This window comes from Methanoregula sp., assembly GCA_041645435.1.
GTDB lineage: Archaea > Halobacteriota > Methanomicrobia > Methanomicrobiales > Methanospirillaceae > Methanoregula.
Window position 1 is genome coordinate 428,498 of record JBAZQB010000001.1, and the last position, 25,631, is coordinate 454,128.

Sequence of the window (25,631 nt, forward strand, 5' to 3'; positions counted from 1 at the left end):
GGACGTCCATGGATAAAACACCCGACCTTCAGGAGTCAGACCGGACCGGGGACTGGAGCCGGTTACTTAAAAGCCGGTACAAAAAAGAACTGGGTGAGATCTCGCGTGAGTATCCCCACAAGCGCTCCCTCTATATTGACTACCGGGAGATCGAGCGGTTCGGTAAAGCCGGCATTGCAATGGCCGATGAGCTCCTCGAGAATCCGGGAAAAGTCCTCGAAGATGTCGGTGAGGCGATAATAAGCGGCCAGCTCGTCCGGACAAAAGATGGCAAACCCCCCAAAGGCATCAATATACGGTTTACCAATCTCCCGAAAAAAATCGCTATCCGGAACATCCGATCGGATGATATCAATACGTTTGTCTCGGCCGAAGGGATCCTGCGCAAAACAACCGAAGTCCGCCCGCGCGTAGTCGAAGCCGTTTTCAAATGCCCTGCAGGCCATTTCACGGTCCGGAAACAGAAGTACGGGAAGTTCATCGAGCCCGACGGGTGCGCTACGGACGGCTGCGCATTCAAGAAACTCGAACTGCTGCCCAAGCGCTCGAAGTTTGTTGACTCCCAGAAACTCAGGATCCAGGAGTCCCCGGAAGGATTGAGGGGTGGCGAACAGCCCCAGACGCTGGATATTGACGTAACGGATGATCTATCCGGAATGGTTTCTCCGGGCGACCGGGTCATTATTAACGGGATCCTTCGTTCAATGCAACGGGTAGTCAAAGGCGAGAAAAGTACGGTATTCGATATTTTCCTCGAATGCAATTCCATTGAGATTGCGGAAAAAGAGTTCGAGGAAGTCGAAATCGACGAGGAAGCGGAAAACGAGATTCTTACCCTGAGCAAAGATCCGATGATCTACCGGATGATCACGCACTCCGTTGCTCCGACAATCTATGGCAGCGAAGATGTGAAACAGGCAATCGTGCTCCAGTTATTCGGGGGAATTGCAAAGGAGATGCCGGACGGGAGCCGGCTGAGGGGAGATATCCACGTCCTTCTGATTGGAGATCCTGGTATCGCAAAAAGCCAGCTGCTCCGGTATGTGGTAAAACTCTCCCCCCGTGCTATCTACACGAGCGGGCAGTCATCAACCTCTGCCGGGTTGACTGCAGCAGCAGTCAAGGATGAATTTGGTGAAGGGCGCTGGACTCTTGAAGCAGGTGCGCTTGTCCTGGCAGATATGGGTATTGCGGCTGTCGATGAGATGGACAAGATGCAGAAAGAAGATCGCTCTGCCCTGCATGAAGCAATGGAACAGCAAACCATCAGCGTTGCAAAAGCGGGCATCACGGCAACCCTCAAGTCCCGCTGTGCACTTCTCGGTGCGGCAAACCCGAAGTACGGGCGGTTTGACATGTTTGGCGATATCTCGGACCAGATCAATATGCCCCCATCCCTGCTTTCCCGGTTTGACCTGATCTTTATCATGACCGATCAGCCCGAACAGAAGCGGGATCTTGCTATTGCCGAACACATCGTTAAAACGCACCGTGTCGGTGAACTGATTGCCCAGCACAAAAAGTCCCCTATTCCCGGCGTAACGCAGGATTACATTCTCGAGCAGCTCAAACCGGTGATGCCGGATATTGAACCCGCCCTCTTCAGGAAATATATCGCCTATGCAAAACGTTCCTGTTTTCCGATGCTCTCTGTAGAGGCAAAAGAGGCACTCATCGGGTACTATCTCCGTCTCAGGGGACTTGCCGAACCCAACAAAGCAGTTCCGGTAACGGCACGACAGCTCGAAGCGCTGGTCAGACTCGCAGAAGCAAGTGCGCGCATCCGGCTCTCAAATACCATAGAGGTGAGCGATGCGGAACGGGTAATCCATATCGTGGATGCCTGCCTGCGCCAGGTTGCCTACGATGCAAAAACCGGCACCTTTGATATTGACAAAGTTACTACGGGGATTTCGAAAGAGAAACGGGATATCGTCCGTGTAATCAAGGACGCGATCCGTGATATTGGCGGGGAAGGCCGGCGTGCCGGTATTGATCTGGTGATTGACGCAGTCACGTCCAAAGGATTCAGCCGGGACAAAGTAAAAGATGGCATTGACATGCTCCTGCGCCATGGTGAAGCAATGGAACCAAAGCAGGGAATCATCCAGTTGATTTGAGGTAACATGATAACTGACAGGGAACAGGCCGTCTTTGAGGCAGGCATCAAGCTTGGAGCGCTTTACCACCAGTGGGTTGGCACGCCGATTTCACGGAATTCCGCTTCAAGTGTGGAAACAGCGATAGAAAAAGCAGTGATCCTGCAGCCTTTTGTAGAAGAGATCACCGTTCGCCTGAACCGGGACCTGATGACAGAAAATGTCTTTGGGTATAGTGAACTTTCCGGGCTTATGTTCGACGTAGAAATCCTCACCCGGGTCGGGTTTGCGTATTGCCGGGCGCGGCTTGCACCTGAAAACGGGTATCCCCTCATGAAGATTGTGGAGTGCAATGAAATCCCCGGCATTTCCGATCACTGACGATCATATCCATTTTGATCCGGTGAACGGGCGTGGCATTGAAGCCGCAAAGGATTTTCTCAGGGCGGGAGGAACACACGTGTTCCTTGTTTCAAAGCCGTCATGGTCCCTGTCTGTGCATCCCACCTGTGGCGCTGACTATTCGGGAGTTTTTGATGAAACGTTACGGGTTGCAGACATGGTTGCGGGTATCGGGCTTGGGGTCAATACCATCCTTGGGGTCCACCCGGCAGAGATCAGCAGGCTTACCGAACGTATGACTCTTGAACAGGCTGTTACGGTCATGAAGGGAGGACTTGACTGTGCTGCCCGGTATGTGCAGGAAGGAAAGGCCGTTGCTCTCAAGAGCGGAAGACCTCACTATGAGGTCAGCCCGGAGATCCTTGCTGCATCCAATGAAGTACTTGCGCATGCACTCAGTCTCGCTGCGGAATGCAGGTGCGCCCTCCAGATCCATGCGGAAACCGGGCCCTGTACCGATGTGGTGGAGATGGCACAACGGGCAAACGTGCCAAAAGAGCGGGTGGTAAAACATTACGGATCTCCTGACACTCCCCTTCACCCCTCCTTAATTGCAAAACATGAAGCAATATCCCGGCTTGCACATGATAAACGGCCATTTACCATGGAGAGCGATTATATGGATGAAAATTCCCGGCCGGGTGCAGTGATCGGACCCAAATCCGTGCCCCGGTATACGAACCAGCTTCTCGACAAAGGCCTGATCTCTCCGGATGATTGCTTCCGGATCCATGCCGAGACGATCGAAAAGGTGTACGGGGTCATAATCACCGTAAAATAATTCACCTGCTTACCTTTTTCATGCCCCCCGCTCAATGAATATACAATGTTTTTAAAAATTCATCACTTGCCCGGGTCGGCGGATGTGGTTGCGGTCTGCGACCGTGAACTTCTCAATACAACAATCAGTCATGAGAAGCTTACCGTTTCAGTTCACGATTCATTTTATGGCACTACTCCCGCAAGCGAAGATGAAGTGCGGTCAGCGCTCGAGAAGGCGGGAAATATCAACCTGATTGGCGAGCGTGCGGTTAACGTAGCCATCAGCATGGGCTATCTCACCCGTCCAGAATGTATCATGATTGGAAAAATACCGCACGCGCAGATTTACCGGGTTTAACATGAGTATACAGGATCGATTCTGCCCGAAATGTGGCAAACCAACAGAAAATGAAGGGCTTTGCAATGAGTGCCAGGTTGTCAGTACCAAATGGTTCACCTTCGACCGGCGTGCTTTGAGCACGCACTGCCCCAGTTGCGGGGCTATCAAAATCGGAAACACCTGGACGGACTCTTCAAAGGAACGGGCCGATCTTGCACCGGACCTGGCACGATCAGCGGTGCACCTGCATCCGGATATAAAAAAGCCTGTTATTGATGTCACCGTTGTGGATATGACCGTGAACCGATCGCGCGCATACCTTGTTATCCGGGGCGAGCTGTACAAAAAATCTGTTGAAGAGAAATGCACGGTAGAACTCGTCTGGCACAAAGAGCAGTGCGACCGCTGCAACCGGATCAGCGGAAGTTACTATGAAGGGGTAGTGCAGGTACGGGCTGAGGGAAGGATTCCCAGCAAGTACGAGATCCAGATGGCTTCATCCATAGCCCAGCAGGTCGAAGACGATCTCCAGGCCGGGGGTGAACGCCTCTCGTTTATCAACGATATGAACGAGATTCATGACGGTCTTGACATCATCATCGGGTCCCAGCATATCGGCGTCCTGATCTGCAAGGCAATCATTGCCCAGTTGGGGGGCAGGTACACCACGCATCCAAAACTGGTTGGGGAAAAAAGCGGGAGACAGCTCTTCCGTATCACCTATGCACTTCGGATTCCCCGTTTCCAGAAGCAGGATGTCATCCTGTCCCGGGGAAGATATGCAGAGGTCGACCGCGTAGAGTCCAATCATATCCGGGTGATGGATCTTGCAGATGGCAGCTTCCGTGCGGTAAAAGACGAGGATGTGGAGAGAGTGATCGGCAATGCCCGGAATGCAACACCTGCACTTGTGGCTTTTTCTGATAAGGATATGATTGGGATTCTTGATCCTGATTCCGGTCGGACTATTGAGTTTAAGAAATTTGCATGGATGTGTGCCCGGCCCGGGGATCATCTCAGCATTTTACGCGACGGGGAGCAGATCATAGTAGTCAGGTAACGGATGCGCGTCAGAGCGGTGCCAAAGGAAAAGATCCGGACTATCCGGGATGAGGACTGGATTGACCGGAGCCGGAGTCCCTACGCGGAAGGCGAGACGATCTGGGTCCCGGTCAAGGATGATGCTGCATTTGACCGCGTGATTCCTGAAAAAAGGCAATACCGGGGACGGGGTTTTTTCATGATCGGCGAAATTGCTGTCGTTCACGGCAAAAAGCCCGCACATTCTGAAGTTGAGACGATTGTTCAGTTCCGTCACCCGCAGGGTGTACTCTGGATAGAGTCGCTCAATGACGTGACACGGACCCCCTCAACGGAAGTGATGTGGGGAGAAGCCGGAGAAGTCCGGCATCATGAGAACGGGTATACTTATTTTCTGGACCCCCGCAGAGTGATGTTTTCGCAGGGAAACCGGATCGAGAAACTACGCATGGCAGCACTGGTGCAGGAGAGCGGTCTGCGTGAACGGGTGGCAGACATGTTTTCCGGTATCGGCTATTTTACCCTGCCTGTTGCGGGGAGCGGGGGAAATGTCCATGCAATGGAGATAAACCCGGTGGCATTTGATTACCTGCAACGAAATATCATCGCCAACGGACTATCGGATCGCATTACTCCATCACTGGGCGATTGCAGGGATCTGCTTTCCGGGATCTATAACCGGATCATCATGGGACATTTTGATGCTATCTCCCTGCTGCCTTCTGCCCTGCAGCATGCTGTGGCGGGAAGTACTATCCATGTCCACAGTATCGGAAGCGTGGAAGATCAGATCAGGGAGCTCTGTAAGAGCGCAGGTTTTTCTCCCACTATCATGGTACATAAAGTAAAGAAATACCGGCCACATGCCTGGCATGTGGTGCAGGATGTGTTGCTCGCATGACCCTTGTCCAGACCCTTGCCGGAAAACAGATCGTTATTGCTGTTACCGGCAGTATCGCGGCGGTTGAAACGGTAAAGCTCATCCATGCCCTGCGACGTCGTGGTGCGATTGTCCAGCCGGTGATGAGTGCTGCGGCAGCCGGCATCATCCACCCGGACGCACTCACCTATGCCAGCGGGAGGGAGACCCTCCAGCGGTTATCCGGTATGGTGGAGCATGTGCAGTACTGCGGGGACGAAGGAAGTGCTGACCTGCTGCTCATAGCTCCCTGCACAGCAAACACGATTGGCAAGATCGCAGCCGGCATCGATGACACCCCGGTCACAACGTTTGCCACGACCGCTATTGGCAGCAGGAAACCCGTGCTCATTGTTCCTGCCATGCACCACAGCATGTATCGTCACCCGGCGGTTGTGGAGAACCTTGCACGCCTGCAATCATGGGGTGTGGAATGTGCGGGCCCCCGGATCCAGGAGGGAAAGGCAAAGATTGCTGATACCGAAGAGATTGTTCTCCGGTGCGAGCGTGCAGTCTTACAAAAGCCGCTCAAAGGACAGCGTGTATTGATCACCAGCGGCCCCTGCCGGGAACCGGTGGATGATGTCCGCGTGCTGACCACGCGATCGAGCGGATTAATGGGCCGGGCTCTTGCTCTCCAGGCGTACCGTCTCGGTGCGGAGGTAACCGTTGTGCACCGGGATACCTTTCCCTGCGTAGACAATGTCCATGTCGAGTCCGCTGATGAGATGCGCTCTGCGGTTCACATCCGGTTTGCCCGCGAGGGCGTGGACATATACATCAGCGCAGCAGCAATCTCAGATTTTGCTCCACGGAAAATTGACGGGAAAATTCCCAGCGGAAAGAAGGCTCATATCGACCTTGAACCCCTCCCCAAGCTGCTGGACGAGATCATAAAAAAATATTCTCCCCGGATTGTTGCATTCAAGCTGGGCAGAGGCCAGGAAAAGATGGCAGATGCAATGATCTCGGGTGGAGGTATTGACATGGTACTGATAAACGCACCCGAAACCATGGGGAGCGAATCCGGCGAGTATATGATGGTAACGCGTCGGGACAAGTCCCCCGTGAGCGGAACTAAAGAAGCGATCGCGATCGCTATCTGGGAACAATTATTACAATAAATACCCGGCCAGGATTCCGGATTGCACCCCGCTTGCGACAAACAGCGGGATCTCATTGCTGGTCAAATGGTGATCGTTTGCTTCCACCAGTACCGGGGGCGTATGCCATTACTCTCCCTCGCTCCCGGGTATGGCAAGAGATCCCCCCATTTAAAATGGGCTCATTTTGCCAAAATACGCCTGAAATGGGTCTATTTGATTTTCGGCGTTTTTCTAAAGACCGAATATATTCTCAAAAACCGGGAATCCTGACACGAAGTTTTGGAAATACGCTATTATTGGATGATTTAAGGCTAAACACCCCATTTAAACGGGTTAAAATGATCCCTAATGGTACCTTTTGGATTGAGGATCGGCTTTCAGATGACCACTAATCCGTGAATTGCATGAAAACCCCTGTTTTGAAAACTGGTGTTTGGGATTAAATATCACCCCCGATATTGGCCATTTCCCACCACAAAAAAAAGGAGTTGACTGCGATGGCAAAAAACCCGTATCCGGGCATTTTGCGGGCTTTGATTTCTGTATCTCTCCAATATACGCTCCGTTTTGGGGTAAATTGACCCCTCTTCGATCGAAAACTCCAGGAGTATTTGCATGAACAGGGGGTCCGGAGTATGCTCGGGATCATTATCGGTAATGAGCTCTTTTAGTGTCGATTGAGTAAAATGTACCCGTACTGTCTGACAGGATGCATTATGAGGAAAAACGCCTAACTGTTTTATATGTGTATGGAGGGCTCCCCATCAGACAAAAACAGAGTTGTTGCATTCTGTCCGGGCCACATATCCGGATATTTTAAAAGGATAGAGGGGAGCACATCGTTGACTACGGGTAGTATGGGAGCAGGCATTGTCATCACGGAAGGAGTGACAGCAACGGTCCGGCACTCTGAGACTCCCTCGGTTATTATCCGGCACCGGGCGGTAAATGGTAACCCCTCAATAATTTCATGTGAGTCGCCTCCCCTTGCTTCAATTATGGAACGATTAGGGGTAACCGCATCCATCACAACGGAATGTCACCTGCCGATCGGTGCAGGATTCGGACTTTCTGCCGCGGCCCTTCTTGCAACAGTTACGGCCCTCAACCGTCTTTTTAATCTCGGGTTAACTCCCTGGGATATCGCCCGTTATTCTCATGAGATTGAGGTTGAACACCGGACCGGGCTTGGCGATGTGGCAGCAGCTCAGGGTGGCGGGCGGGTTATCCGGCACGGTCCGGGAATCGATGCAAGGATTGAACGGAAATTTGATCTGCCGGAATCCCTGTACTCGGTAAGTTTTGGGCCGATTCACACGCCAACGGTTCTTGCCTCACCATCCCAGATGGAAAAGGTATCCTCTGCATTTCCCCTGGCATCTCCCCGTGATGCACGGGATTTTTTCTCACTCTCAAAACAGTTTGCCGAGCAGAGCGGATTGATGACAGACGCGGTAAAAAAAGTATTTCATATCTGTGATCAGGAGAATGTTCCGGCAGGCATGACCATGCTGGGAAACGGCGTTTTTGCCTATGGGAAAAAAGCACGGGAGGTCCTCTCTCCTTTTGGGGAAGTATACGAGTTTCAGGTATCCCCTACCGGCCCAAGAATTTTGGAGAATCCTGTATGATTCCAAAAGATCATCCACGATATCATTCACTGGTCACCCGTGAGAACCTTGCAGAGAGCGTCCGCTCCGGTATTGTATCCATGGAAGGGCTTACCGCTCACGGGAGAGGGGAGGCGTTTGATTACCTTATTGGGGAGAGGACAACTGAGAGCGCCCGCCTTGCTGAACGAATCGCTGCAGCGATGCTCATCTCCGCACGCAACCCGGTCATTTCGGTGAATGGCAACACTGCTGCGCTGGCCGCTCACCAGATTGCATCTCTCCAGAAGGCAAGCGGGGCAAAGGTAGAAGTAAACCTGTTCCACAGGACAGAAGAACGAGTGAAACAGATCGAAGAACTGCTCAGCAAGGCCGGTTCCGATGTTTTTTCCGGCGAAGCGGAACGGTTACTTCCGCTCTCGCATGACCGGGCGTGGTGCCGGCGGGAAGGAATGTATTCTGCGGATGTCGTGCTGGTTCCCCTTGAAGACGGGGACCGGTGCGAAGCGCTGGTGAAAATGGGAAAGAAGGTCATTGTAATAGATCTCAATCCTCTTTCCCGTTCAGCCCGGTCAGCAACCCTTTCCGTTATCGATGAGCTCACCCGTGCGCTTCCTGAAATTACCCGTGCGTGTACAGAATTATCTGACGATGAATGCAGGAAGCTCACCGGTACTGTTGACAATCATTATCTTTTGTCAGAAGCTATACGTGAGATATCATTGAGGCTTGAGCATGCTATGGATTGAGAGATACCGCCCGAAAGAATTCAGAGAGATCGTGGGCCAGGATCCGTCAATCCGTCTTCTTTTATCCTTTGCTGAAAAGCGAACCCTGCCTCACCTGATCCTCACCGGTCCGCATGGTACTGGAAAAAGTGCAGCAATCGAATGCTTTGCAAGACAACTGTATGGGGAGAACTGGGAACTGAATAGTTCCCTGTTCCAGACTGCTGACCTTTTTTCCCAGGGTAAAGCGTTGCTTGAACAGGATGACCGGTATTCCCACCTCTACCAGAAAAACCAGTCACTCATTAACAATTTCAAATATATTATCAAATGGTACGCATCCCTGCGCCCGCTGGACACAGAGTTCAAGCTGATGGTTTTTGAAGATGCCCACACGCTCACGCTCGAAGCCCAGCAGGTTTTACGGAGGATTATGGAACGCTCAAGTGGTACGTGTCGTTTTGTCTTTACTACAACAAACCAGAGTTCGATAATTCCCGCCATTGCATCCCGCTGCCTGCCCCTGTTCTTTGCCCCGATCGATCAAACGGTGATACTTCACTATCTTCGCATGGTAAAGGAGAATGAACCAACCGACAAACAGGGTTGTTCAGATGATGATCTGGAATTGATTGTCCAGGCCGCACATGGAGATCTGCGCCGGGCAATTCTGCTGCTTCAGGTCGCCCTTGAAACAGGAAAATGCAGCAATCTCTTTGAAATTGATCAATCTGAAACAGCAAATGTGTCGGATTCTGCAATTAAGGCAATAAAAGATGGGGATATCCGTGGCGCTATCAGAAGACTTGAATCCCTGATGATCGATTACGGATTGTCCGGCAGTGAAGTGCTCGAACAGATCAGGATAATTACCAAACGGGAATACAATCACCCGGAAATTGCCATTGCACTTGCCGACGCAGAACTGCGCATGCGACACAGCAACAATGAATTTGTTCAGATCGGCGCATTTACCACACGAGTCCACCAGGTGTTTTCTTGAGCGCAACCAAACATAACAAAATCCAGCACCATTACGATTCCATAGCCGATGTGTATGATCATCATTACGATCATCACCGGGGAAGGAGTTACCATATACACATCAGCAACCAGCTCATGCGCCCATTACCCCCGGGAGGCAGACTTCTTGACATCGGATGCGGAACCGGGTTGTTTGTGGAAAAATTTATCAAAAACGGTGGCACTGCTGTTGGACTGGATATCAGTGGAAATATGATCTCGCGTGCGCACGCGCGGTGCCCGACAAGTGAATTCATTGTCGGGACCGGGGAAAAAATCCCCTTCTGTGACAATTCATTCGAGGCTGTTGCCAGTCTTCTTGTGTTCAGTTATGTAAAAGATCCGCATGCAATGCTCAGGGAATCCTACCGGGTATTAAAACCCGGAGGAGTCATTTCAATCTGCACGTTAGGGAAAAAACTTCTTACCCGTGGGATTCCGGCGATCTATCAACTCAGTGAGAAGATGAAGATCAAACATATTCTGATGAAGGATTTCGGGGAGCATTATTACGATAAGAACGAGATGATCAGTCTCTTTATACAGGCTGGATTTTCAGAAGTTAACGTATCCTGGTGTTCCTTTGCCCATATCGATATGATCGACCCGCTCTTCAACCTCGCCTGTAAAGTCGAACCATTTGTTGAGAAGAGAGTTCCTCAGCTGGCATACAATATTTGTGTGAGCGGAAGAAAGCCCCTGGAATAAAAAAGGATATTATTTTTTCTGTAACTTCTCAAGAACGCGCTTCTTTTTCTCAATTGCCGCTTCTGCAGCATGCAGCACCCCTTCTTTCATTGCTTCAAAGTCCCGCAGATCAGTATCGACAACTTTTTTGACCGGTGTGTAAGCAGACTCCCTGAATCGCGGCGTGAAATCGCATTCCTTTCCCTCCATGATGAGAACCGATTCAGGTTTGCCTGTTTCAACATAACCTACCGGGCGCATCCGGACACCTGCGGTTTTTACAATGCGGCAGATTTCATCTGCAACATCGGGAGGAGCAACAATGAGGAGTGCATCGAGTGATACGCCAAGGTAGTCGATCTGAAGTTTCTCAAGCATTGCCCTGACGTGGGGCTCAACCAATGTCGTAGTAGCTGATTCATCGATCACGATCCGGCAATTCGCGGTTTCTGCCATCTCGAACACATCGCCTCGTAACCCCCCATTCGTCACATCGGTCATGGCGTGGATGCGGGAGAAAACATCACTTTTCATCAGGGTTTCGCAGGCCATAAGGAAGTTCAGATTGATCGTATGTTCTACAACATCGGGAAATCCTGAATAGATTGCTGCGGTTGCAATCGTCCCGCCACCTGCACCTTCAGACATGAGGATAACATCGCCGGCTTTGGTTGCTTTGCGGGCAGTGAGATGTTCGGCAACTCCTACCGCCCCAACACACCCGGTTAAACGGTTCCCAAGAACCATATCCCCGCCGATTCGTAATGTCGAACCCGTAACCAGCGGTACATTCATCGCTTCGCCCACCGTGGTTATCCCGGCAGTATAGTCAAAGATCTTTGCTACGTCCCCGTCATCGGCAACATGGATATCGGAAAAGAGCATGACAGGTTTTGCTCCCATTACATAGGCATCGCGGAGCGTTGCCCGGGTAACATGAAACCCTGCAAGAAACGGGTAATCGGAAAGACGGGAGTGCATGCCATCAACGGTACAGACAATATATTTTCCCTCAGCACAGACTGCACCTGCATCATCCATCTCATCCACACCCACAGAGGCGGATGTTTTTCCGATGATACGGGCGATCTGGCGGTGCGCAAAAAAATCGCCTTGTCCCCGGGACCCCACGCCGAACTCGCCCATCTTCACATGAGCGGGCTCAAATTCAAAAAAGTCACCCTGTAATCCCAGTGTATTGTTGACTTCATCAATCACCGCCCGTGAGAATGCATCTGCATAGGATTTCTTTACATTTTTTATTTCAAGGATTCGTTCGGTGAGTTTTTTTTGCAGGGTTTCCCGGTCCGCACAATCAGCAATATTTCTGCGGACATATTCCTCAACATCCATACTCTTCTGTTCGTTTGAGAGACATAAAAAAGCGGAGTATGTAAAAAAGATCTTCTTATCGAATCAGGAAGATGTATTAATGTAATTGCGACACTTCCTTACCCTGAGAAGTAATCCCGGTCGCATTATTGGGGCATTGTAACCCGGAGCGTTTTTTCTGACTATGTGAAAAAAATCTATGAAAAAATGCAACGGGAGTAATCGTATGAGAACAATAGTGTTTTTTTAAGATTGAGTATTGAGACAAAAAAACCCCAATGATGTCATCGTACGAAAATCATACAAAAAGGGTAAAATTATTCTGCCGGATTATCTGAGAAGGATCCCATACACATCGGAAAAACACCGTAATGCATCGTCAAATTTCCCGTTTTTTAACAGGGAAAGACCCTTTACTATACCGGTTCGGACATCCTTAATATCAAGATAATACGCCTGGTCAAATGCACGAGCCGATTCTTCAAGTTTTCCGAGCATAAAACACGAATTGCTCATCACAACCCATGCATCAGCAATTGTTGGATCGATTTCAAGTGCTTTCTTAAGACATCGTATCGCGTCTTCATGCCGGGATAGCATACAGAGAGAGAGACCTTTCCGGTAGAGAACTTTGGCATTTCCGGGATCGATGGTAAGGGCACGATCAAGCTCTTCAATCGCGTCCTGGTACCGTTTGAGGTTGATTAAAGCCAATCCCTTTTTCACGATAGCTGACAGGAATAACGGATAAATTTTCAGAGCGTGATCGTAACAGATAATCTCTTCTTCATACCATCTCAGTTTTCCATAGGCAAATCCTTTGTTTACCCACGCTGAAAGATAGCGGGGCCTGAGTTCAATGGCACGATCACAGCAGCGAACCTCCGCTTCATATCTTCCCATCATCCCCAGCGCAACTCCCTTGTTGTTCCATGCCACAGCATTCTCCGGGTCGATCGCAAGCGCCTCATCACAGCACTTGAGTTTGTCCTCAAACCGGTCAAGCATGCCATAGGCAAATGCTTTGTTGTTCCATGCATCAACGCACCGGGGATCTAACACAATCGCTTTTTCACAGCACTCTATCTCTTCTTCATACCTTCCCAGTTTTCCCAGGGCAAACCCCCGTCCTACCCATGCAAGCGCAAGGGTCGGATCAACCGCAAGCGCGAGAGAAAATGAAACGAGTGCATCCGCGTGCCGCCCCTCGCGTCCCAATGCAAGACCTTCAAGGTAAAATTCCCGCCCTTTTTCTCGTGCGTCAATTGTTTTGGAACATTCAGGAAGGGTGGACATTTAAGGGCAATCCTTAGCAGGAGACGATAAACCTCAGGAAATGCTTGGAGCCGGGGATATTTATGTTCACGGTTCATCCTCATCTGACTCAGTTATGAGAGAGAGACGAAATTTTTTAGGTACCGTGTTCACTGAAGGGTGAGATCTTTATGCATTTGAGAACGATTTCAATAAAAATATAATGTTGTATCTTTTATATCAGGTATTGTCTTTATTTCCCGGGAATACTGATGCGGCATCTCCGGTAATTGCCGGGGTCCTCACCATAGCGATAACGCTAATTCTGGCAATGCTTGTCCTCCTCTTCTTTCATATGCCGGATTTTGAACCGCATGACACGGAAGTGCCTGCGATTTTCAAAATTACCAATATCTTACATGGCACAAATTTTGATAGTTCCATGGTGGTGAAAAATACGGGTTCAATCGGATATCAAAACCAGAACCTGTATGCTAAAACCTACAAAAACGGGCTCCCCCTGGATTGCATTATTCCAACCATGAACGGACATGATTTTATCAGTTCACACCATTTTGGCATCCAGTATATCGCGGGGATGACTAAACAAACCTGGAACGTTGATCAATCGATCAGGATCGATTACAAGGACAGGACATTCCACCCGGGAGATAAGATCACATTTGAAGTGTACGATTCGACAACAGAACAGATCCTGTCGCGCCATACGTACTGCGCGTAAGTCAATAAAAAAAAGATGGTCCTACAGGTTCAGTCATCCAGTCGTTTGAATACGCCTTTTTTTGCCTTAAGAATTTTGCATTCGGGACATCGCCACGTATCAGGTACATCTTTCCATGCCGTTCCACAGGCAATGCCGTTTTTTGGATCTCCCTTTACCGGGTCAAATATATAGTGGCATTCCAGGCATACCCAACGCTTACATTTTTCTTCCTGTGTCATATCCCTTCAACTCCTGATAATTGTCCCTGTTATTCTCATTTTTATGTTAATATTTATGAATTCTCTCCTCCGGGCAATCCGCTTTATTGATTAAGGGGAGACGATGACCTGATCGATGTTTTATCAACTGGCGGGAACAAAGCCGCGCAACACGAAGAGGTTCCGGAATCTTTCCCTCAAGAGTAAAATCATTGCATAATTTCATTGCATCCGCTGGGTCCAACCCCCATGCCCGGAGAAAAATGGTCTGGTTTGTGTGAAGAATCACGGGTATACGCTCTCCCAGTTTCCTGTATGCATTGATTCTGTCCTCATCACCGGGAAAATGATACCTGATGTCCGTTTCAAGCCCGTATGAGTCTTCGTAAGTGACACAGATAACCGGAATTCCGGTTTCTTGACAAATGCGTGCTGGATCCACTATATTGAACCATGCAATTACACAACCGGATAACATAATGACATTGATATCACGCCGGTTAAGATCACGCACCATGGCAAGGATACAGTCCGTAGCATCCATTCCCCCAACCGTCACATCTCCAAACGAGAAGCCATCTATCCGGAGATCCTTTCGCATCACCACTCCTGCCAGCGTGGAACTGGTGCGGCCGGAATAACTTTCTGCAATGCCAAAAGCGCGCAGCCCTTTTTTCGGGATGTGCATAGAAGCACTTATGCCACTCTATTAAAAATACTATACCAATGAAATTCAACAAAGATGAGGTCTGCATATTAATTCCCACGTTGAACGAAGGTCCGACAATCGGCTCTGTCGTCCGGGAGTTCACCGCGCTCGGGTATACTCATATCCTGGTCATTGATGGTAAGAGCACGGACAATACCGTGAAAAGCGCCCGTGAGGCCGGAGCAACTGTTCGTACACAATCCGGAACGGGAAAGGGAAATGCAATCATCGAGGCGTTTGAGGTAATAGAGCAGCCCTATATCCTCATGCTTGACGGTGATGGTACGTATTCTGCAAAAGATGCGGAAAAGATGCTGACACCTTTGTTTTTGGGATTTGATCAGGTTATCGGCGATCGCCTCATCAATGCTGAAGAGGGTTCATTTTCCCATATGAATCTCTTTGGAAACCATATGCTCAATCTCCTCTTCAAGGTCGCCCACAGCCGGGATCTGCATGATATCCTTTCCGGGTATCGGGCTTTTACCAAGCTTGCAATCCAGCAGATGCACTTAAAAGAGAAGGGATTTGAGATCGAGACCGAGATATCTGTTGAATCCGTCAGAAACGGCCAGCGGGTAATGGTAGTACCGATAAAGTATTCCAGCCGTCCGGGCACAGCAACAAAACTATCCCCCTTCCACGATGGCATCAAGATCGTCAGCACCATCTACCGGCTTGCGCGGGTGAACAACCCGATGTTCTATTTTGGCATGATGGGCCTTTTCACAACGGTTCTTGGTCTGCTTGTGGGTGTCTTTGTAGTACTCGAATGGTTGCACAACATCGAGCACATCCCGCTCACTATTCTTACGGTGCTTCTTATCGTTGTAGGTATTGAGATCTTCATGTTCGGGATGATCAGCGATATGCTGCTTATCTTTCACCGGGAGATCATCCGGGAGATCCAGCTCCTGGAGCCTCCAAAACATCCTAAGTAATTTTTAAAATAGGTGATTCACCATTTGGTGCCACCAACCTTTAATGTCAGATATCAAATCAACAAACAGTTAACATTTTGTTGTCTGTAGTAAGCCTATTTTGATAATACCATACCCCCCTCTTGCGCCACCAGTCCCCCGACGGGGACGGGGCGCATGGTGATTGGACGAGGCGGGTTACAGGTAATACGTCGTTATCGCAATCCGGGGGATGCCACAGTGGCGGGGGCTGAGGTGGAACCAAAGCCACGAAGAACGTCTGATAAGTTTTCTCTTGGAGATGGCTTTTTAAAAAAACCGAAACAAAATCTTAATTGGCGGCTCTAATTAACGAATCACCTTAAAACAATAACCGGAAAAAAATCAAAACCCTTTTTTTAAAGAAACTGTCGTTTCAATGCAAGTATCCGGCAGGAATGCTCGGCAAGTGAGGTTAACACATATGCTTCATCGAGAGTTGCACCGGCAGCAAACGTTCCATGTCCCCGGGCGATGACCAGTTTCGATGTAGTAAGTGCACGCGCTACATTGTCAGCAATCTCCTGCGAACCCGGCTCACCCGTCACCACGGGAATGAGCGGACAGAGCATCTCGCCTTCACTGTCTTCCGGCACAATCTGTTCCATCACCAGCGATGCGGCAACTGCATACGGGGGATGGGCGTGAACAATGGCCATGTGATTTGAACGGTTATAGACTTCGCGATGCACCCGGTACTCACTTGACGCTTCTTTCGGTGCATTACCTGAGAGGGGGACAAACACCGGCTCGGTGGCAATGTCAAGGCAGGCACCCGTGCGCTTGATAAAAAAACCTCCGTTGCTGGTCCGTATGCTCATATTACCAAAGTTGCCCCCGACAAGGTGTTCTGCAAACAGCCGTTTTCCTATCCGTTCAAATTCACCAGAATACATTCACTGCACCTCTTTTTTCCGCAGAACTCTTTTGCATATTCCACGATATGGGCATGAGTCTGTCGGTACACTTTCGGATCACCGGCAAGTACCTTTTCAAACAGGGTTTTTAATTCCTGCCGTTTATCCTTAATACCTATACATCGCACGATCTTTTCGGTATATGCGTCAATCACAAAACTGGTCCGTGAAAAACCAAAACAGAGGATGCTGTCGGCAGTTTCATCACCGATTCCTTTAACACTGAGCAAACCGTCCCGGAGTTTTCCTGTTGGAACATGATTCATCCGGTCCACACTACCATATGATTCCAAAACATGGGCGGCAAGAGATTGCAGGCGCTGTGCCTTGATCCGGAAAAAACCCGTGCACCGTATGGCCTCTTCGATATCTTTTTTTTCTGCAGCATACAACGAACGCATACAGTTCAGTTCTTTCCCCCGCAGTTCAAGCAGTGCCCGCTCTACATTCTCCCAACGGGTCTGCTGAGTAAGAATTGCACCGATCATCACTTCATCCGTGTCGCCCGGCCACCAGTCAATCTCGCCATAATGACCGGCAAGTGACCGGACAATACGCTGCACCTTAATGGAACTGGATTCCGACATCCCGCATCTTGTTGTACCGTGCAATATTGAGAAGCAATGGGGTGAGTGACTCTACCATACAGGAAACGGCAAGCGGACCTGCATCGAATGCCTGGAGTTTCGAGATGTTGTTTACAATACCCATTACCTCACTTTTTGCATCTGCATCATCCCCGCAGACCGGTACTGAATACGCAAGTTCCTCGTCAAGCGCACGCCACTTGTTAGCCGCAATGGTGTTAAACGCGGAACAGACCCGTGTACTTTTGGGCAGCATCTTCTGCACAAGGAGAGCTGCCGATCCCTCAGCCGGAGGAACGAATTCAAAGAAATTACGTTTCTCCATGGGGTTGACAGGACTAATCACAATCTTGTCTTCAAAACAGTCCAGTGATTCAATAGTACTCGCCAGGTGTTTATACGGGATGGCAAGGATCACGATATCTGCACAGGTTACTGCATCCTGGTTCGATGCACCAACGAGTGTGCCGGCATTTTTGCCACGCTGTTCACACACATCAAGGGTACACTTGCAGACATTCTCTGCTCGTTCCTTATCTCGGGATCCCACAATGATATCGTACAGTGGCGAAAGGCGCAGGGCCATTCCTTCACCAATATCACCGGTTCCTCCGACAATACCGATCTTCACGTTATTCCACCAGAGGTTTTAGGAGTTTTTCGAGAGTTGCGAGATCCGTAACTCCTTCCATAGACTGGATAATTTTTTCATCCTTTTCTATAATGAGTGTTGGTACAACACGGATTCCATATTTCTCTGCCAGATCCATGTGTTGATCGACATCAACTTTCCGGATCTCAACAGAAGCTCCCATCTTTTTTGCAAGTTCATCTAAAATGGGCGTCTGCATTTTGCAGGGACCGCACCATGTGGCAAAAAAATCAAACAAGACTGGTTTGCTCATTAAACATACCCGGAAGAATAGTCGATTAAAAAAAAGATAAATCTATGGTATTGTTACTTGGAGAGGATCTGCATGATGATCTTACCGTATGCCGGTCGGGTAACCAGTACTCCTACCAGTACACCGAGGATGGTAATGATCGCAAATCCCTTGAGCGTGGAGAGATCCATGAGCGCAAGGGGCAGCATCGCAATCACTACGGTTGCTGCAGCAACGACGATGATTCCCAGTGCCCGGGAAAGTCTCTTTAAGTAGAGATTCGGTGAAGGAACCTTGCCTTCATGCAGGATCTCATCCGTGATAACGACCAGTTGGTCGATACCCGTACCTACGACTGCAATCAAACCGGCGATGGTCGGGAGATCCAGCTGGAACTTGATGAGACTGATAATTCCAAGGAGAATAACAATTTCCGAGGCATTGATCAACACCATGGGTAACACAATGCTCGGTTCCCGGTACCTGAAGTAGATGACTAACCCGACTGTTATGAGCGCAAAAATACCGGCAAGCAATGCCATCATTTTATAACGTTCACCAAGGGGGGCAGATACCCCTCCGGAGCCGGCGATCGTCACATCAACAGGAAGAGCTCCTGCCCGCAGGTGGATTTCCAGGTTCGTTGCCTGAGTGGTTCCGGCTTTCCCGGAACCGGTTGATGCGAAAAGCTGCCTTATGGTTTCTGCCTGAAGTTTACCGGCAAGGTCTTCGGACAAGGGAGCAGAGTACACCGTTTTGTTGTCAAGAAGCATGACCAGGTTGTGGTGCTCAGGATCAACGGTTGCTCCATATTTTATTGCCCCTTCACGGAATGCTGCTGCACCCGCATCGCTTAAGGAAAAGCCTACTCCCCAGTGATCACTGCCTGCAGGTTCCTGGGATGGGTTCTGGACACTGGTAATGGCATCGCCAAAAATTACATGTTCGCTCTCGTTTCCGACAGTCAGGATACGAATCTCGAATTTACCCTGTTTTCCGACAATTTCCTGGGCCTGTTTCATATCTACGCCGGCTAGTTCGACACGGATATAACGGCCTACATTATTCAAGCCAATCAGGGTGTTGACCTTTGCATCCTTGGTGCCAAGGGTGTTGATCTTGCTTTCAAGAATACGCTTGACATCTTCAGCAGTGGATTTTGAAACACCCTGCTGGTAGGTGGTGATTTTTCCACCAGCAGCAGTAAATATCGCTTCGAGATCGGCCTGGGAATAATATTTCCGTATCTCAAGGTGTGTAGCGTCAACGAGCAGGACCTCCGTGTCCAGCTTCTTGGAAAGATCTGTGATAAACTCTTCAACCGGACGATCCGTAGTAAATCCTACGACTTCCGCGCGGAATTCGAGCTGTAACCACGACCCCTGCTGAAGATCAAGGCCATACTGAAGATTGGAGGCCATCTTGCCATTCTGATCGACATGGGGAAATATCGCCACTACAGAAAGAACAACAAGGATGATGAGCATGGCTACCCGCCAGTCAGTCACGAGTGCTTTTAACTCAGCTGCGTTCATTTGGCACCTCCTTTCTGGGCATACCATTTCAGGATGCCGGCATTCGTCAGCCAGGTGTTCAGGATATCAAAAACCAGCCCGAGCAGAAGCACTGCGGATATCTCCATAAGTATCTGCACCGAGCCAAACCATGAAACGAGAAACAGTGCCGCTGTTGCCGCAAGAGTAGTCGAGGTCATGATGATGCCGGTCTGGAATGCTCCGGTCAGTTTTTCGTTGAGCTTTCCCTGCCGCTTCAGAACACGGTTGGTGAGAAGGATATCACTGTCAACGGAGTACCCGATAAGCATGAGCAGTGCAGCAACAGTCCCCAGCGTCAGGGGGATTCCGATAATGTTCATCGCTGCTGCAGTCATTACCATGTCAGCAAATGCCGAAAGAACAACAGCGGCTGCCGGGACAAATGTCCGGAATGCTAAGAAGATCACGATTGCCATGCCGATAAAAGAAAAGATCAGCGCAATTACAGCCTGGTATTGCAGGGTTTTTCCAAAAGATTCCCCGATCTGGTCGATCTTTGCATCCGGATATTTCTGGGTTATCAGGGCCGTCAGCGACTGGAATTTTGCGTCATCCATTGTGCTGAATTTTAAAAATTTCCCGTTGTTCACGCCTTCACTGATATCAGTAAGCGGGTACCCGGCAAAGGTTGCCTGGATCTGATCCCGTGTATCAGAAGTGTCAAGGGTGACTGCCGTGCCCCCGGAAAAATCAATTCCCGGTGTTACTGGCATACCCGTAGTTGCCATATTGAGCGCAAGCAGTACGATCGAAATGACAAGAAGAACCAGCGGGATTATCACCAGTTGTTTTGGTGAATATTTTTCGATGTTATATTTGAACAATCCCATGTCATATTCATCTGTCAATCAACGATTAAATAGTTACCAGAGTCTGGCATGGACCATAGTCAGGTACGGCAGTAATACAAAGGGAAATAAAACCCGGGATGGGAAACATTCCCCCTCTAAAAAAAAATTTCGCAGAAAAAAATTGTTCCTTTTAAAAATGGCTGGATTTCCGTTCTGGGATTTTAAAACGCATAAAATCAATAAATATATATACCTTGACCTTTGACACTAAAAGTATGAGATCTCCAACTGAGATCAGAAGAGTCATTGAAGGGCGCCTGCAATCCTACCTTTCCCGGGACAGGACTGGGATCCGGCGTGAAGTACTCCGGCTCTTTGTAAAGATCAAATCCATCACCATTGCAGAAATTGTTGCAGAATTGCAAAAGCAGTTTGTGGTAACATTTCATGCAATTGCATCCATGGTCGGCATCATTGCTTCCCGGATCGGTATCCTCCATGCAACGCGAAATGAGGATGGAGTGAACCGCTATGAACTCAAGGACAAATACTTTGATGTTGTTGTCAGGATTGTCGGCGTCTGCTGATGCGTTCCTGATCCATATCGTTTTTTAGCCGGGCCTTCTAATAATTAAAGCATCATGCATACAGATTCCCATGACCGCTCAGGTTTGAGCGAGGTCACCATTGTTCCTGATGTTATCGATTTTATCAATAAGCGGAAGTGTGATTTTCGTATCAGTACATCCTGCGGAGGGCCCATTCTTTTACCCGTCCAGGTAAAACCCCCGAAAAAAACAGACCTTCTCTTAAAAGCCGGGAACCATACAATATATGTTTCGATTCACCAGGCGCGGTTCCTGCACAGTATCCATATGGAAATGATTCCTTTCTTTGATGACAATGATCTGATCAGGCACGAACGCGGATGAGTTTTGAAGAGATATCTCATACGGCGGATGTAAAAATCCGTGCTCAGGCTTCAACGCTCGATGCCCTTTTTACCGATGCTTTCCTTGCCCTTATGCAGGTTGTATATGGAACAGACCGTAATGATGGAATAATTAAAGAGATCCGGATCGAATCTGACAATATTGAATCACTCTTATGCGATTTTCTCTCAGAAGTACTCTTTATCGCTGAAGTTGAAGGACTGGTCTTTTCACGAGCAGAGATCATTATCGATCACCTGCATCTGGCTGCGGTTCTCTATGGGGAATCTTTTGATCCTTTACGACATTCATCGGGAACAGAAGTAAAAGGGATCTCCTATTCGGGACTTGTTATCAGGAAGGATACGAACGGATATATGCTGGATATCTTATTTGATGTATAGGCGCGGGTGAAATAATGGGAAAAGATCTCAAGGAACAAGGTCTTTACAATAATTCGACAATAATTCAGATAACGGGGGTGAAAACTGATGCTTGACGGTGTGCGACAAACAGGAGTAAATGAATGGGAAATACCGATAGGGTATGTCCCGGGTATGAGGGTTGCGGGAAAAATTTTCCTGTCGGAGTTATTAGGAAAAAGCCTGGAACCCGGTGCGCTTCAGCAGGTTGCAAATGTTGCAACCATGCCCGGTATTATCGGCCATTCGCTTGCGATGCCGGATATCCACTGGGGTTATGGATTTCCGATTGGGGGCGTTGCAGCATTCAGTCTCGATGAAGGGGTAATCTCGCCGGGGGGTGTAGGATTTGATATCAACTGCGGGGTCCGGTTACTCACCACACCGCTTGCACAGAAAGATATTTCCGGGCGCCGCGACCTGATCGAAGAACTCTTTAAGGCAGTTCCAACCGGTGTTGGCGGCAAGAGTTCGCTCAGGATATCTCCCAAGAATCTCGATGGTATGATGATAAAAGGGGCAAGCTGGGCTGTCGATGCAGGTTTCGGTACCAAACGCGATCTTGTCCGCTGCGAAGAGGGTGGGTACATGAAGCAGGCTGACAGCCGTGCAGTATCGGCAAAAGCAAAACAGCGGGGTGTCCCTCAGGGAGGGACACTGGGATCCGGCAACCATTTTCTCGAAATGCAGGTTGTGAGCGAGATCTTCGATACGGATGCTGCCCGGGCATTCGGGATCCGGCTGGGCCAGATCTGTTGTATGATCCACTGCGGATCACGCGGACTTGGGCACCAGGTCTGCACCGATCATTTAAAACTCCTTGAAACTGCGACAAAAAAATATCATATCACCCTTCCGGATCGGCAACTTGCCTGTGCACCCATCCAGTCCCCAGAAGGAAAGGAATATTTTGGTGCAATGGCAGCTTCGGCAAATTATGCATGGGCAAACCGGCAGCTCATTACGCATACGGTGCGACAAGTTCTTTCAAAGATGTTCCGGATCAATTATGAAGATATGCCCCTGGTCTACGATGTGGCACATAATGTTGCAAAGTTCGAAGAGCATGGAGTTGATGGCAAACGCATGAACGTCTGCGTTCACCGCAAAGGTGCCACTCGTGCATTCGGCCCTGATTCCGATGACCTTCCTGCGGATCTGCTGAAAATCGGGCAGCCGGTAATCATTCCCGGCAGCATGGGTACATCTTCCTTTGTGCTGCGCGGAACAAAGATCGCAATGGAAAAGACTTTTGGCAGTACCTGTCATGGGGCCGGGCGTCTCATGAGCCGCAACCAGGCAAAAAAGCAATTGAGTGGAAAAGAGGTTACGGCAAATCTCCTGAAAGCAGGGATAATCGTACGGGCGCATAGTGAAAACGCAATCGCCGATGAAGCGCCGGAAGTCTATAAATCCAGCGATGAAGTCGTGGGTGTTGTGCATGATGTGGGAATTTCCCGGCTTGTCGCCCGTCTCACCCCCCTGGGTGTGATCAAGGGATGAATTGTCGAGCCGGGTTCGTGTGGGAAACTTCCCAGCATTTTAACCGGTATATTGAGGACTGCGGTATTACCTGTGAATTAGTCACCCCTCACATGCTGGCAGCACCATTCTACCGGGGAGCATTCAACTGCCTGATCATTCCCACCGGTTTTGGAAATCACCTCTATACGAATCTGCTACCGGCACTCCGTGCCTCTTCTCCGCGGATAAAAAAATTTGTTGAGAATGGGGGGCACCTGTTGGTCTTTGGTGCAGCAACCGAAAAGCCGTATGTGTATGACTGGCTTCCATTCGCAGTAACCTATGAGCATGACTGTCATCCCCGGCAGATTGTGTGTATCCCATCATCTGCTGCCAGTACCCTGATTGATGATTACGATCCTGCATGTATCGAATGCGATGGCTCATTTGCTCATCATGACGGTTTATCTGTTGGCAAAGCGGATTCCGTGGATGTTATTGTTGAAAAGCAGCTGGGAAAGGGGGCCATTGTCATCACAAGTATTCATGAATATCCTTCGCGCAATTTCTTAAAAAAATTCTGTTGCGAAGGGATACAGACATGCCTGTAGGATGGGGAACAATTTCCTGTAATTGAAATCTCCTGATATGGTTACACAAACGGTATACGCAATATTCATCTAGATAGAGAATGACCAGACATATGAGGCAAGTTCCATGCACCGTTATACCTTATCCTGCAATGCAGATGCCGGCGATCTCGAACCTGTTGTCCTTGCAGTTCACGAACTGATCCACCACCTTCCTGTTACGGCAAAATCACTCGAGAAGGACGGTATACGGGTTGAAGATGGAAAGGTTATCGATCGCCACTACAATGGCCCGATCCTTATAGAGGCAATCAGGACCAACCACATGATAAAAATAATTCCTTCAAGTGGAGCGTACAAGGGTGTTCCCGTAACAGTTACTCCTTTCAGAGACCGGGATGGAAAGGCAATCGGTGCAATAGGTGTTGTCGATATGACCGGAATTTTTGATCTTGCAACGCTTATGGAAAACCAGTCTGCGATAATAAAACAGGTGTGTGGCAAAGATCCGTGTCCGCTTCCTTCAGAACAAATTGATTCCAAACGGTGAGTTCTATGTCTGATTCCGCCTTTAAAGTGCTTGAGATTCTTGAACGAACTATTGCACCGATATCCGGAGAAATGATCAGCAATGAACTGGGAGTCACCCGTTCAGCGGTCTGGAAGCACATAAAAGAACTACGCCAGATGGGATACGACATCCAGTCATCCCAGAAGGAAGGCTACAAGCTCATGCATTCCAGCAGCAAGCTCCTTCCCTATGAAATTCATAAGAAACTCCATACCCAGATCATTGGTAAAAACATCCGTTATTTCCAGCATACACCTTCCACGAACAGTGTGGGAAAACAGATCTGTTCCGAGGGCGATCCGAAAAAGCTCCATGGCACAGTTATCATTGCAGAAGAGCAGACCGGCGGTGTCGGCCGAATGGGGCGGGCATGGATCTCCCCCGCTGGGGGAATCTGGATCACGATTGTTTTAAAACCACAGGTTCCTATCGACCACATCTTTATGATCACGATGGCAGGTTCCATTGCCGTGGCACGGGCAATAAGGAAGGAGTTCGATCTCGGGGCGCTGATCAAATGGCCCAATGACATATTTATCGGGAAAAAGAAGGTCGGGGGGTTGCTCCTTGAGATGTCGGCAGAATCAGACACCCTTCATTACTGCCTTGTCGGTATTGGGATCGATGTCAACAACCCGGTCAAGGATTTCACCTTGGACCTTCAGAGGGATATCACATCCATCAGCGCTGAACTCGGACATGAGATCGACCGTGCCTCATTCCTTGCCCGTATCTTACGGGAGTTCGAGAACCGGTATCAGTTGGTAGAAAGCGGGGAGTATGAATCTATCACGCAGGAATGGAAGAGCCTCTCTGCCACACTCGAGAGCCGCGTCCAGATTCGTACTCTCAAAAACAGTTTTGAAGGCGAAGCGATTGATATCGATGAATACGGCGCTCTTATTGTCCGAAAAGATAACGGGAAGCTGGAGCGGGTCATAGCTGGCGATTGTTATCAGCAGTAAGCGGATATTTTTTATCGTCAACCATCATTTTTTTTATGG

30 protein-coding genes are annotated in these 25,631 nt (G+C 49.3%); 20 read left to right on the plus strand and 10 right to left on the minus strand.

Annotated features, from left to right (window positions below):
• Positions 1-8: 8 nt before the first annotated feature.
• From WC593_02050 to WC593_02100, 11 genes are all read left to right on the plus strand, one after another.
• On the plus strand, positions 9-2,120 hold the full coding sequence (locus WC593_02050) for a minichromosome maintenance protein MCM (GenBank protein ID MFA4823920.1): 2,112 nt from the start codon (positions 9-11) through the stop codon (positions 2,118-2,120).
• 6 nt (positions 2,121-2,126) lie between these two features.
• The gene (locus tag WC593_02055; protein MFA4823921.1) at positions 2,127-2,480 is read left to right on the plus strand and encodes a dihydroneopterin aldolase family protein; all 354 of its coding nucleotides are present in this window, start codon (positions 2,127-2,129) and stop codon (positions 2,478-2,480) included.
• Positions 2,452-3,282, plus strand: coding sequence for a TatD family hydrolase (locus WC593_02060; protein MFA4823922.1), 831 nt, complete (start codon positions 2,452-2,454; stop codon positions 3,280-3,282). Before WC593_02055 ends, WC593_02060 begins: the two co-directional genes overlap by 29 nt.
• A gap of 45 nt (positions 3,283-3,327) precedes the next feature.
• Positions 3,328-3,621 carry a DUF424 domain-containing protein gene (locus WC593_02065; protein ID MFA4823923.1) on the plus strand — a complete coding sequence of 98 codons (294 nt, stop codon included), beginning with the start codon at positions 3,328-3,330 and terminating at the stop codon, positions 3,619-3,621.
• A gap of 1 nt (position 3,622) precedes the next feature.
• Positions 3,623-4,663 carry a 60S ribosomal export protein NMD3 gene (locus WC593_02070; protein ID MFA4823924.1) on the plus strand — a complete coding sequence of 347 codons (1,041 nt, stop codon included), beginning with the start codon at positions 3,623-3,625 and terminating at the stop codon, positions 4,661-4,663.
• A gap of 3 nt (positions 4,664-4,666) precedes the next feature.
• Positions 4,667-5,545 carry an SAM-dependent methyltransferase gene (locus WC593_02075; protein ID MFA4823925.1) on the plus strand — a complete coding sequence of 293 codons (879 nt, stop codon included), beginning with the start codon at positions 4,667-4,669 and terminating at the stop codon, positions 5,543-5,545.
• Positions 5,542-6,687 (plus strand): bifunctional phosphopantothenoylcysteine decarboxylase/phosphopantothenate--cysteine ligase CoaBC, encoded by a 1,146-nt coding sequence (coaBC, locus tag WC593_02080; protein MFA4823926.1) that lies wholly within the window; start codon positions 5,542-5,544, stop codon positions 6,685-6,687. The genes WC593_02075 and coaBC overlap by 4 nt, the downstream gene beginning before the upstream one ends.
• A 731-nt stretch (positions 6,688-7,418) precedes the next feature.
• Positions 7,419-8,300 carry a pantoate kinase gene (locus WC593_02085; protein MFA4823927.1) on the plus strand — a complete coding sequence of 294 codons (882 nt, stop codon included), beginning with the start codon at positions 7,419-7,421 and terminating at the stop codon, positions 8,298-8,300.
• A complete protein-coding gene (locus WC593_02090) occupies positions 8,297-9,028 on the plus strand; it encodes a 4-phosphopantoate--beta-alanine ligase (GenBank protein MFA4823928.1) in 732 nt (243 codons plus the stop codon). The genes WC593_02085 and WC593_02090 overlap by 4 nt, the downstream gene beginning before the upstream one ends.
• Positions 9,015-10,010, plus strand: coding sequence for an AAA family ATPase (locus WC593_02095; GenBank protein ID MFA4823929.1), 996 nt, complete (start codon positions 9,015-9,017; stop codon positions 10,008-10,010). The genes WC593_02090 and WC593_02095 overlap by 14 nt, the downstream gene beginning before the upstream one ends.
• Complete coding sequence (locus tag WC593_02100; protein ID MFA4823930.1) at positions 10,007-10,738, plus strand: methyltransferase domain-containing protein; 732 nt, start codon at positions 10,007-10,009, stop codon at positions 10,736-10,738. The genes WC593_02095 and WC593_02100 overlap by 4 nt, the downstream gene beginning before the upstream one ends.
• Before the next feature lie 9 nt (positions 10,739-10,747).
• Here the strand turns inward: WC593_02100 and WC593_02105 are convergent, their stop codons facing one another.
• Positions 10,748-12,070, minus strand: coding sequence for an AIR synthase-related protein (locus WC593_02105; GenBank protein MFA4823931.1), 1,323 nt, complete (start codon positions 12,068-12,070; stop codon positions 10,748-10,750).
• Between the two features lie 309 nt (positions 12,071-12,379).
• Positions 12,380-13,345, minus strand: coding sequence for a tetratricopeptide repeat protein (locus WC593_02110; protein ID MFA4823932.1), 966 nt, complete (start codon positions 13,343-13,345; stop codon positions 12,380-12,382).
• A gap of 205 nt (positions 13,346-13,550) precedes the next feature.
• Between WC593_02110 and WC593_02115 the strand changes: the two genes are divergently transcribed.
• Positions 13,551-14,045 (plus strand): archaellin/type IV pilin N-terminal domain-containing protein, encoded by a 495-nt coding sequence (locus WC593_02115; GenBank protein MFA4823933.1) that lies wholly within the window; start codon positions 13,551-13,553, stop codon positions 14,043-14,045.
• A 29-nt stretch (positions 14,046-14,074) separates the two neighbouring features.
• On the opposite strand, the gene WC593_02120 is transcribed toward WC593_02115, so the two are convergent.
• Together WC593_02120 and WC593_02125 are read right to left on the minus strand one after the other, a co-directional pair.
• A complete protein-coding gene (locus WC593_02120; GenBank protein MFA4823934.1) occupies positions 14,075-14,266 on the minus strand; it encodes a rubredoxin in 192 nt (63 codons plus the stop codon).
• A gap of 46 nt (positions 14,267-14,312) precedes the next feature.
• A complete protein-coding gene (locus WC593_02125; GenBank protein MFA4823935.1) occupies positions 14,313-14,933 on the minus strand; it encodes a DUF99 family protein in 621 nt (206 codons plus the stop codon).
• Positions 14,934-14,971: 38 nt separating this feature from the next.
• Here WC593_02125 and aglJ point away from each other — a divergent pair, with 38 nt between their 5' ends.
• Entirely contained in the window at positions 14,972-15,895 is a 924-nt protein-coding gene (aglJ, locus tag WC593_02130) for an S-layer glycoprotein N-glycosyltransferase AglJ (GenBank protein ID MFA4823936.1), read from the plus strand.
• Between the two features lie 377 nt (positions 15,896-16,272).
• On the opposite strand, the gene WC593_02135 is transcribed toward aglJ, so the two are convergent.
• From WC593_02135 to WC593_02160, 6 genes are read right to left on the minus strand one after another with little or no spacing between them, the layout of a single operon-like run.
• Complete coding sequence (locus WC593_02135) at positions 16,273-16,809, minus strand: aldolase (GenBank protein MFA4823937.1); 537 nt, start codon at positions 16,807-16,809, stop codon at positions 16,273-16,275.
• The gene (locus WC593_02140) at positions 16,782-17,417 is read right to left on the minus strand and encodes a Fe-S cluster assembly protein HesB (GenBank protein MFA4823938.1); all 636 of its coding nucleotides are present in this window, start codon (positions 17,415-17,417) and stop codon (positions 16,782-16,784) included. Before WC593_02140 ends, WC593_02135 begins: the two co-directional genes overlap by 28 nt.
• Positions 17,395-18,048, minus strand: coding sequence for an NADPH-dependent F420 reductase (gene npdG / locus WC593_02145; protein MFA4823939.1), 654 nt, complete (start codon positions 18,046-18,048; stop codon positions 17,395-17,397). The genes WC593_02140 and npdG overlap by 23 nt, the downstream gene beginning before the upstream one ends.
• Position 18,049: 1 nt before the next feature.
• Positions 18,050-18,322, minus strand: coding sequence for a thioredoxin (gene trxA, locus WC593_02150; protein ID MFA4823940.1), 273 nt, complete (start codon positions 18,320-18,322; stop codon positions 18,050-18,052).
• Positions 18,323-18,375: 53 nt separating this feature from the next.
• Entirely contained in the window at positions 18,376-19,836 is a 1,461-nt protein-coding gene (locus WC593_02155; GenBank protein ID MFA4823941.1) for a preprotein translocase subunit SecD, read from the minus strand.
• Positions 19,833-20,687 (minus strand): protein translocase subunit SecF, encoded by an 855-nt coding sequence (locus WC593_02160; protein ID MFA4823942.1) that lies wholly within the window; start codon positions 20,685-20,687, stop codon positions 19,833-19,835. Before WC593_02160 ends, WC593_02155 begins: the two co-directional genes overlap by 4 nt.
• A 236-nt stretch (positions 20,688-20,923) precedes the next feature.
• On the opposite strand from WC593_02160, the gene WC593_02165 reads away from it, so the two are divergent.
• From WC593_02165 to WC593_02195, 7 genes are all read left to right on the plus strand, one after another.
• A complete protein-coding gene (locus WC593_02165; protein MFA4823943.1) occupies positions 20,924-21,235 on the plus strand; it encodes a DUF2551 domain-containing protein in 312 nt (103 codons plus the stop codon).
• 54 nt (positions 21,236-21,289) lie between these two features.
• Positions 21,290-21,580: a hypothetical protein gene (locus WC593_02170; protein MFA4823944.1), complete on the plus strand. Its 291-nt coding sequence runs from the start codon at positions 21,290-21,292 to the stop codon at positions 21,578-21,580.
• On the plus strand, positions 21,577-21,984 hold the full coding sequence (locus WC593_02175) for an archease (GenBank protein ID MFA4823945.1): 408 nt from the start codon (positions 21,577-21,579) through the stop codon (positions 21,982-21,984). Before WC593_02170 ends, WC593_02175 begins: the two co-directional genes overlap by 4 nt.
• Positions 21,985-22,071: 87 nt before the next feature.
• Positions 22,072-23,505, plus strand: a complete 1,434-nt coding sequence (locus WC593_02180) for an RtcB family protein (protein ID MFA4823946.1) — start codon at positions 22,072-22,074, stop codon at positions 23,503-23,505.
• Positions 23,502-24,077, plus strand: coding sequence for a hypothetical protein (locus WC593_02185; GenBank protein MFA4823947.1), 576 nt, complete (start codon positions 23,502-23,504; stop codon positions 24,075-24,077). The genes WC593_02180 and WC593_02185 overlap by 4 nt, the downstream gene beginning before the upstream one ends.
• Positions 24,078-24,183: 106 nt before the next feature.
• Complete coding sequence (locus WC593_02190) at positions 24,184-24,606, plus strand: DUF2111 domain-containing protein (protein ID MFA4823948.1); 423 nt, start codon at positions 24,184-24,186, stop codon at positions 24,604-24,606.
• A gap of 5 nt (positions 24,607-24,611) precedes the next feature.
• Entirely contained in the window at positions 24,612-25,592 is a 981-nt protein-coding gene (locus tag WC593_02195; protein MFA4823949.1) for a biotin--[acetyl-CoA-carboxylase] ligase, read from the plus strand.
• The last annotated feature ends 39 nt before the right edge of the window (positions 25,593-25,631 follow it).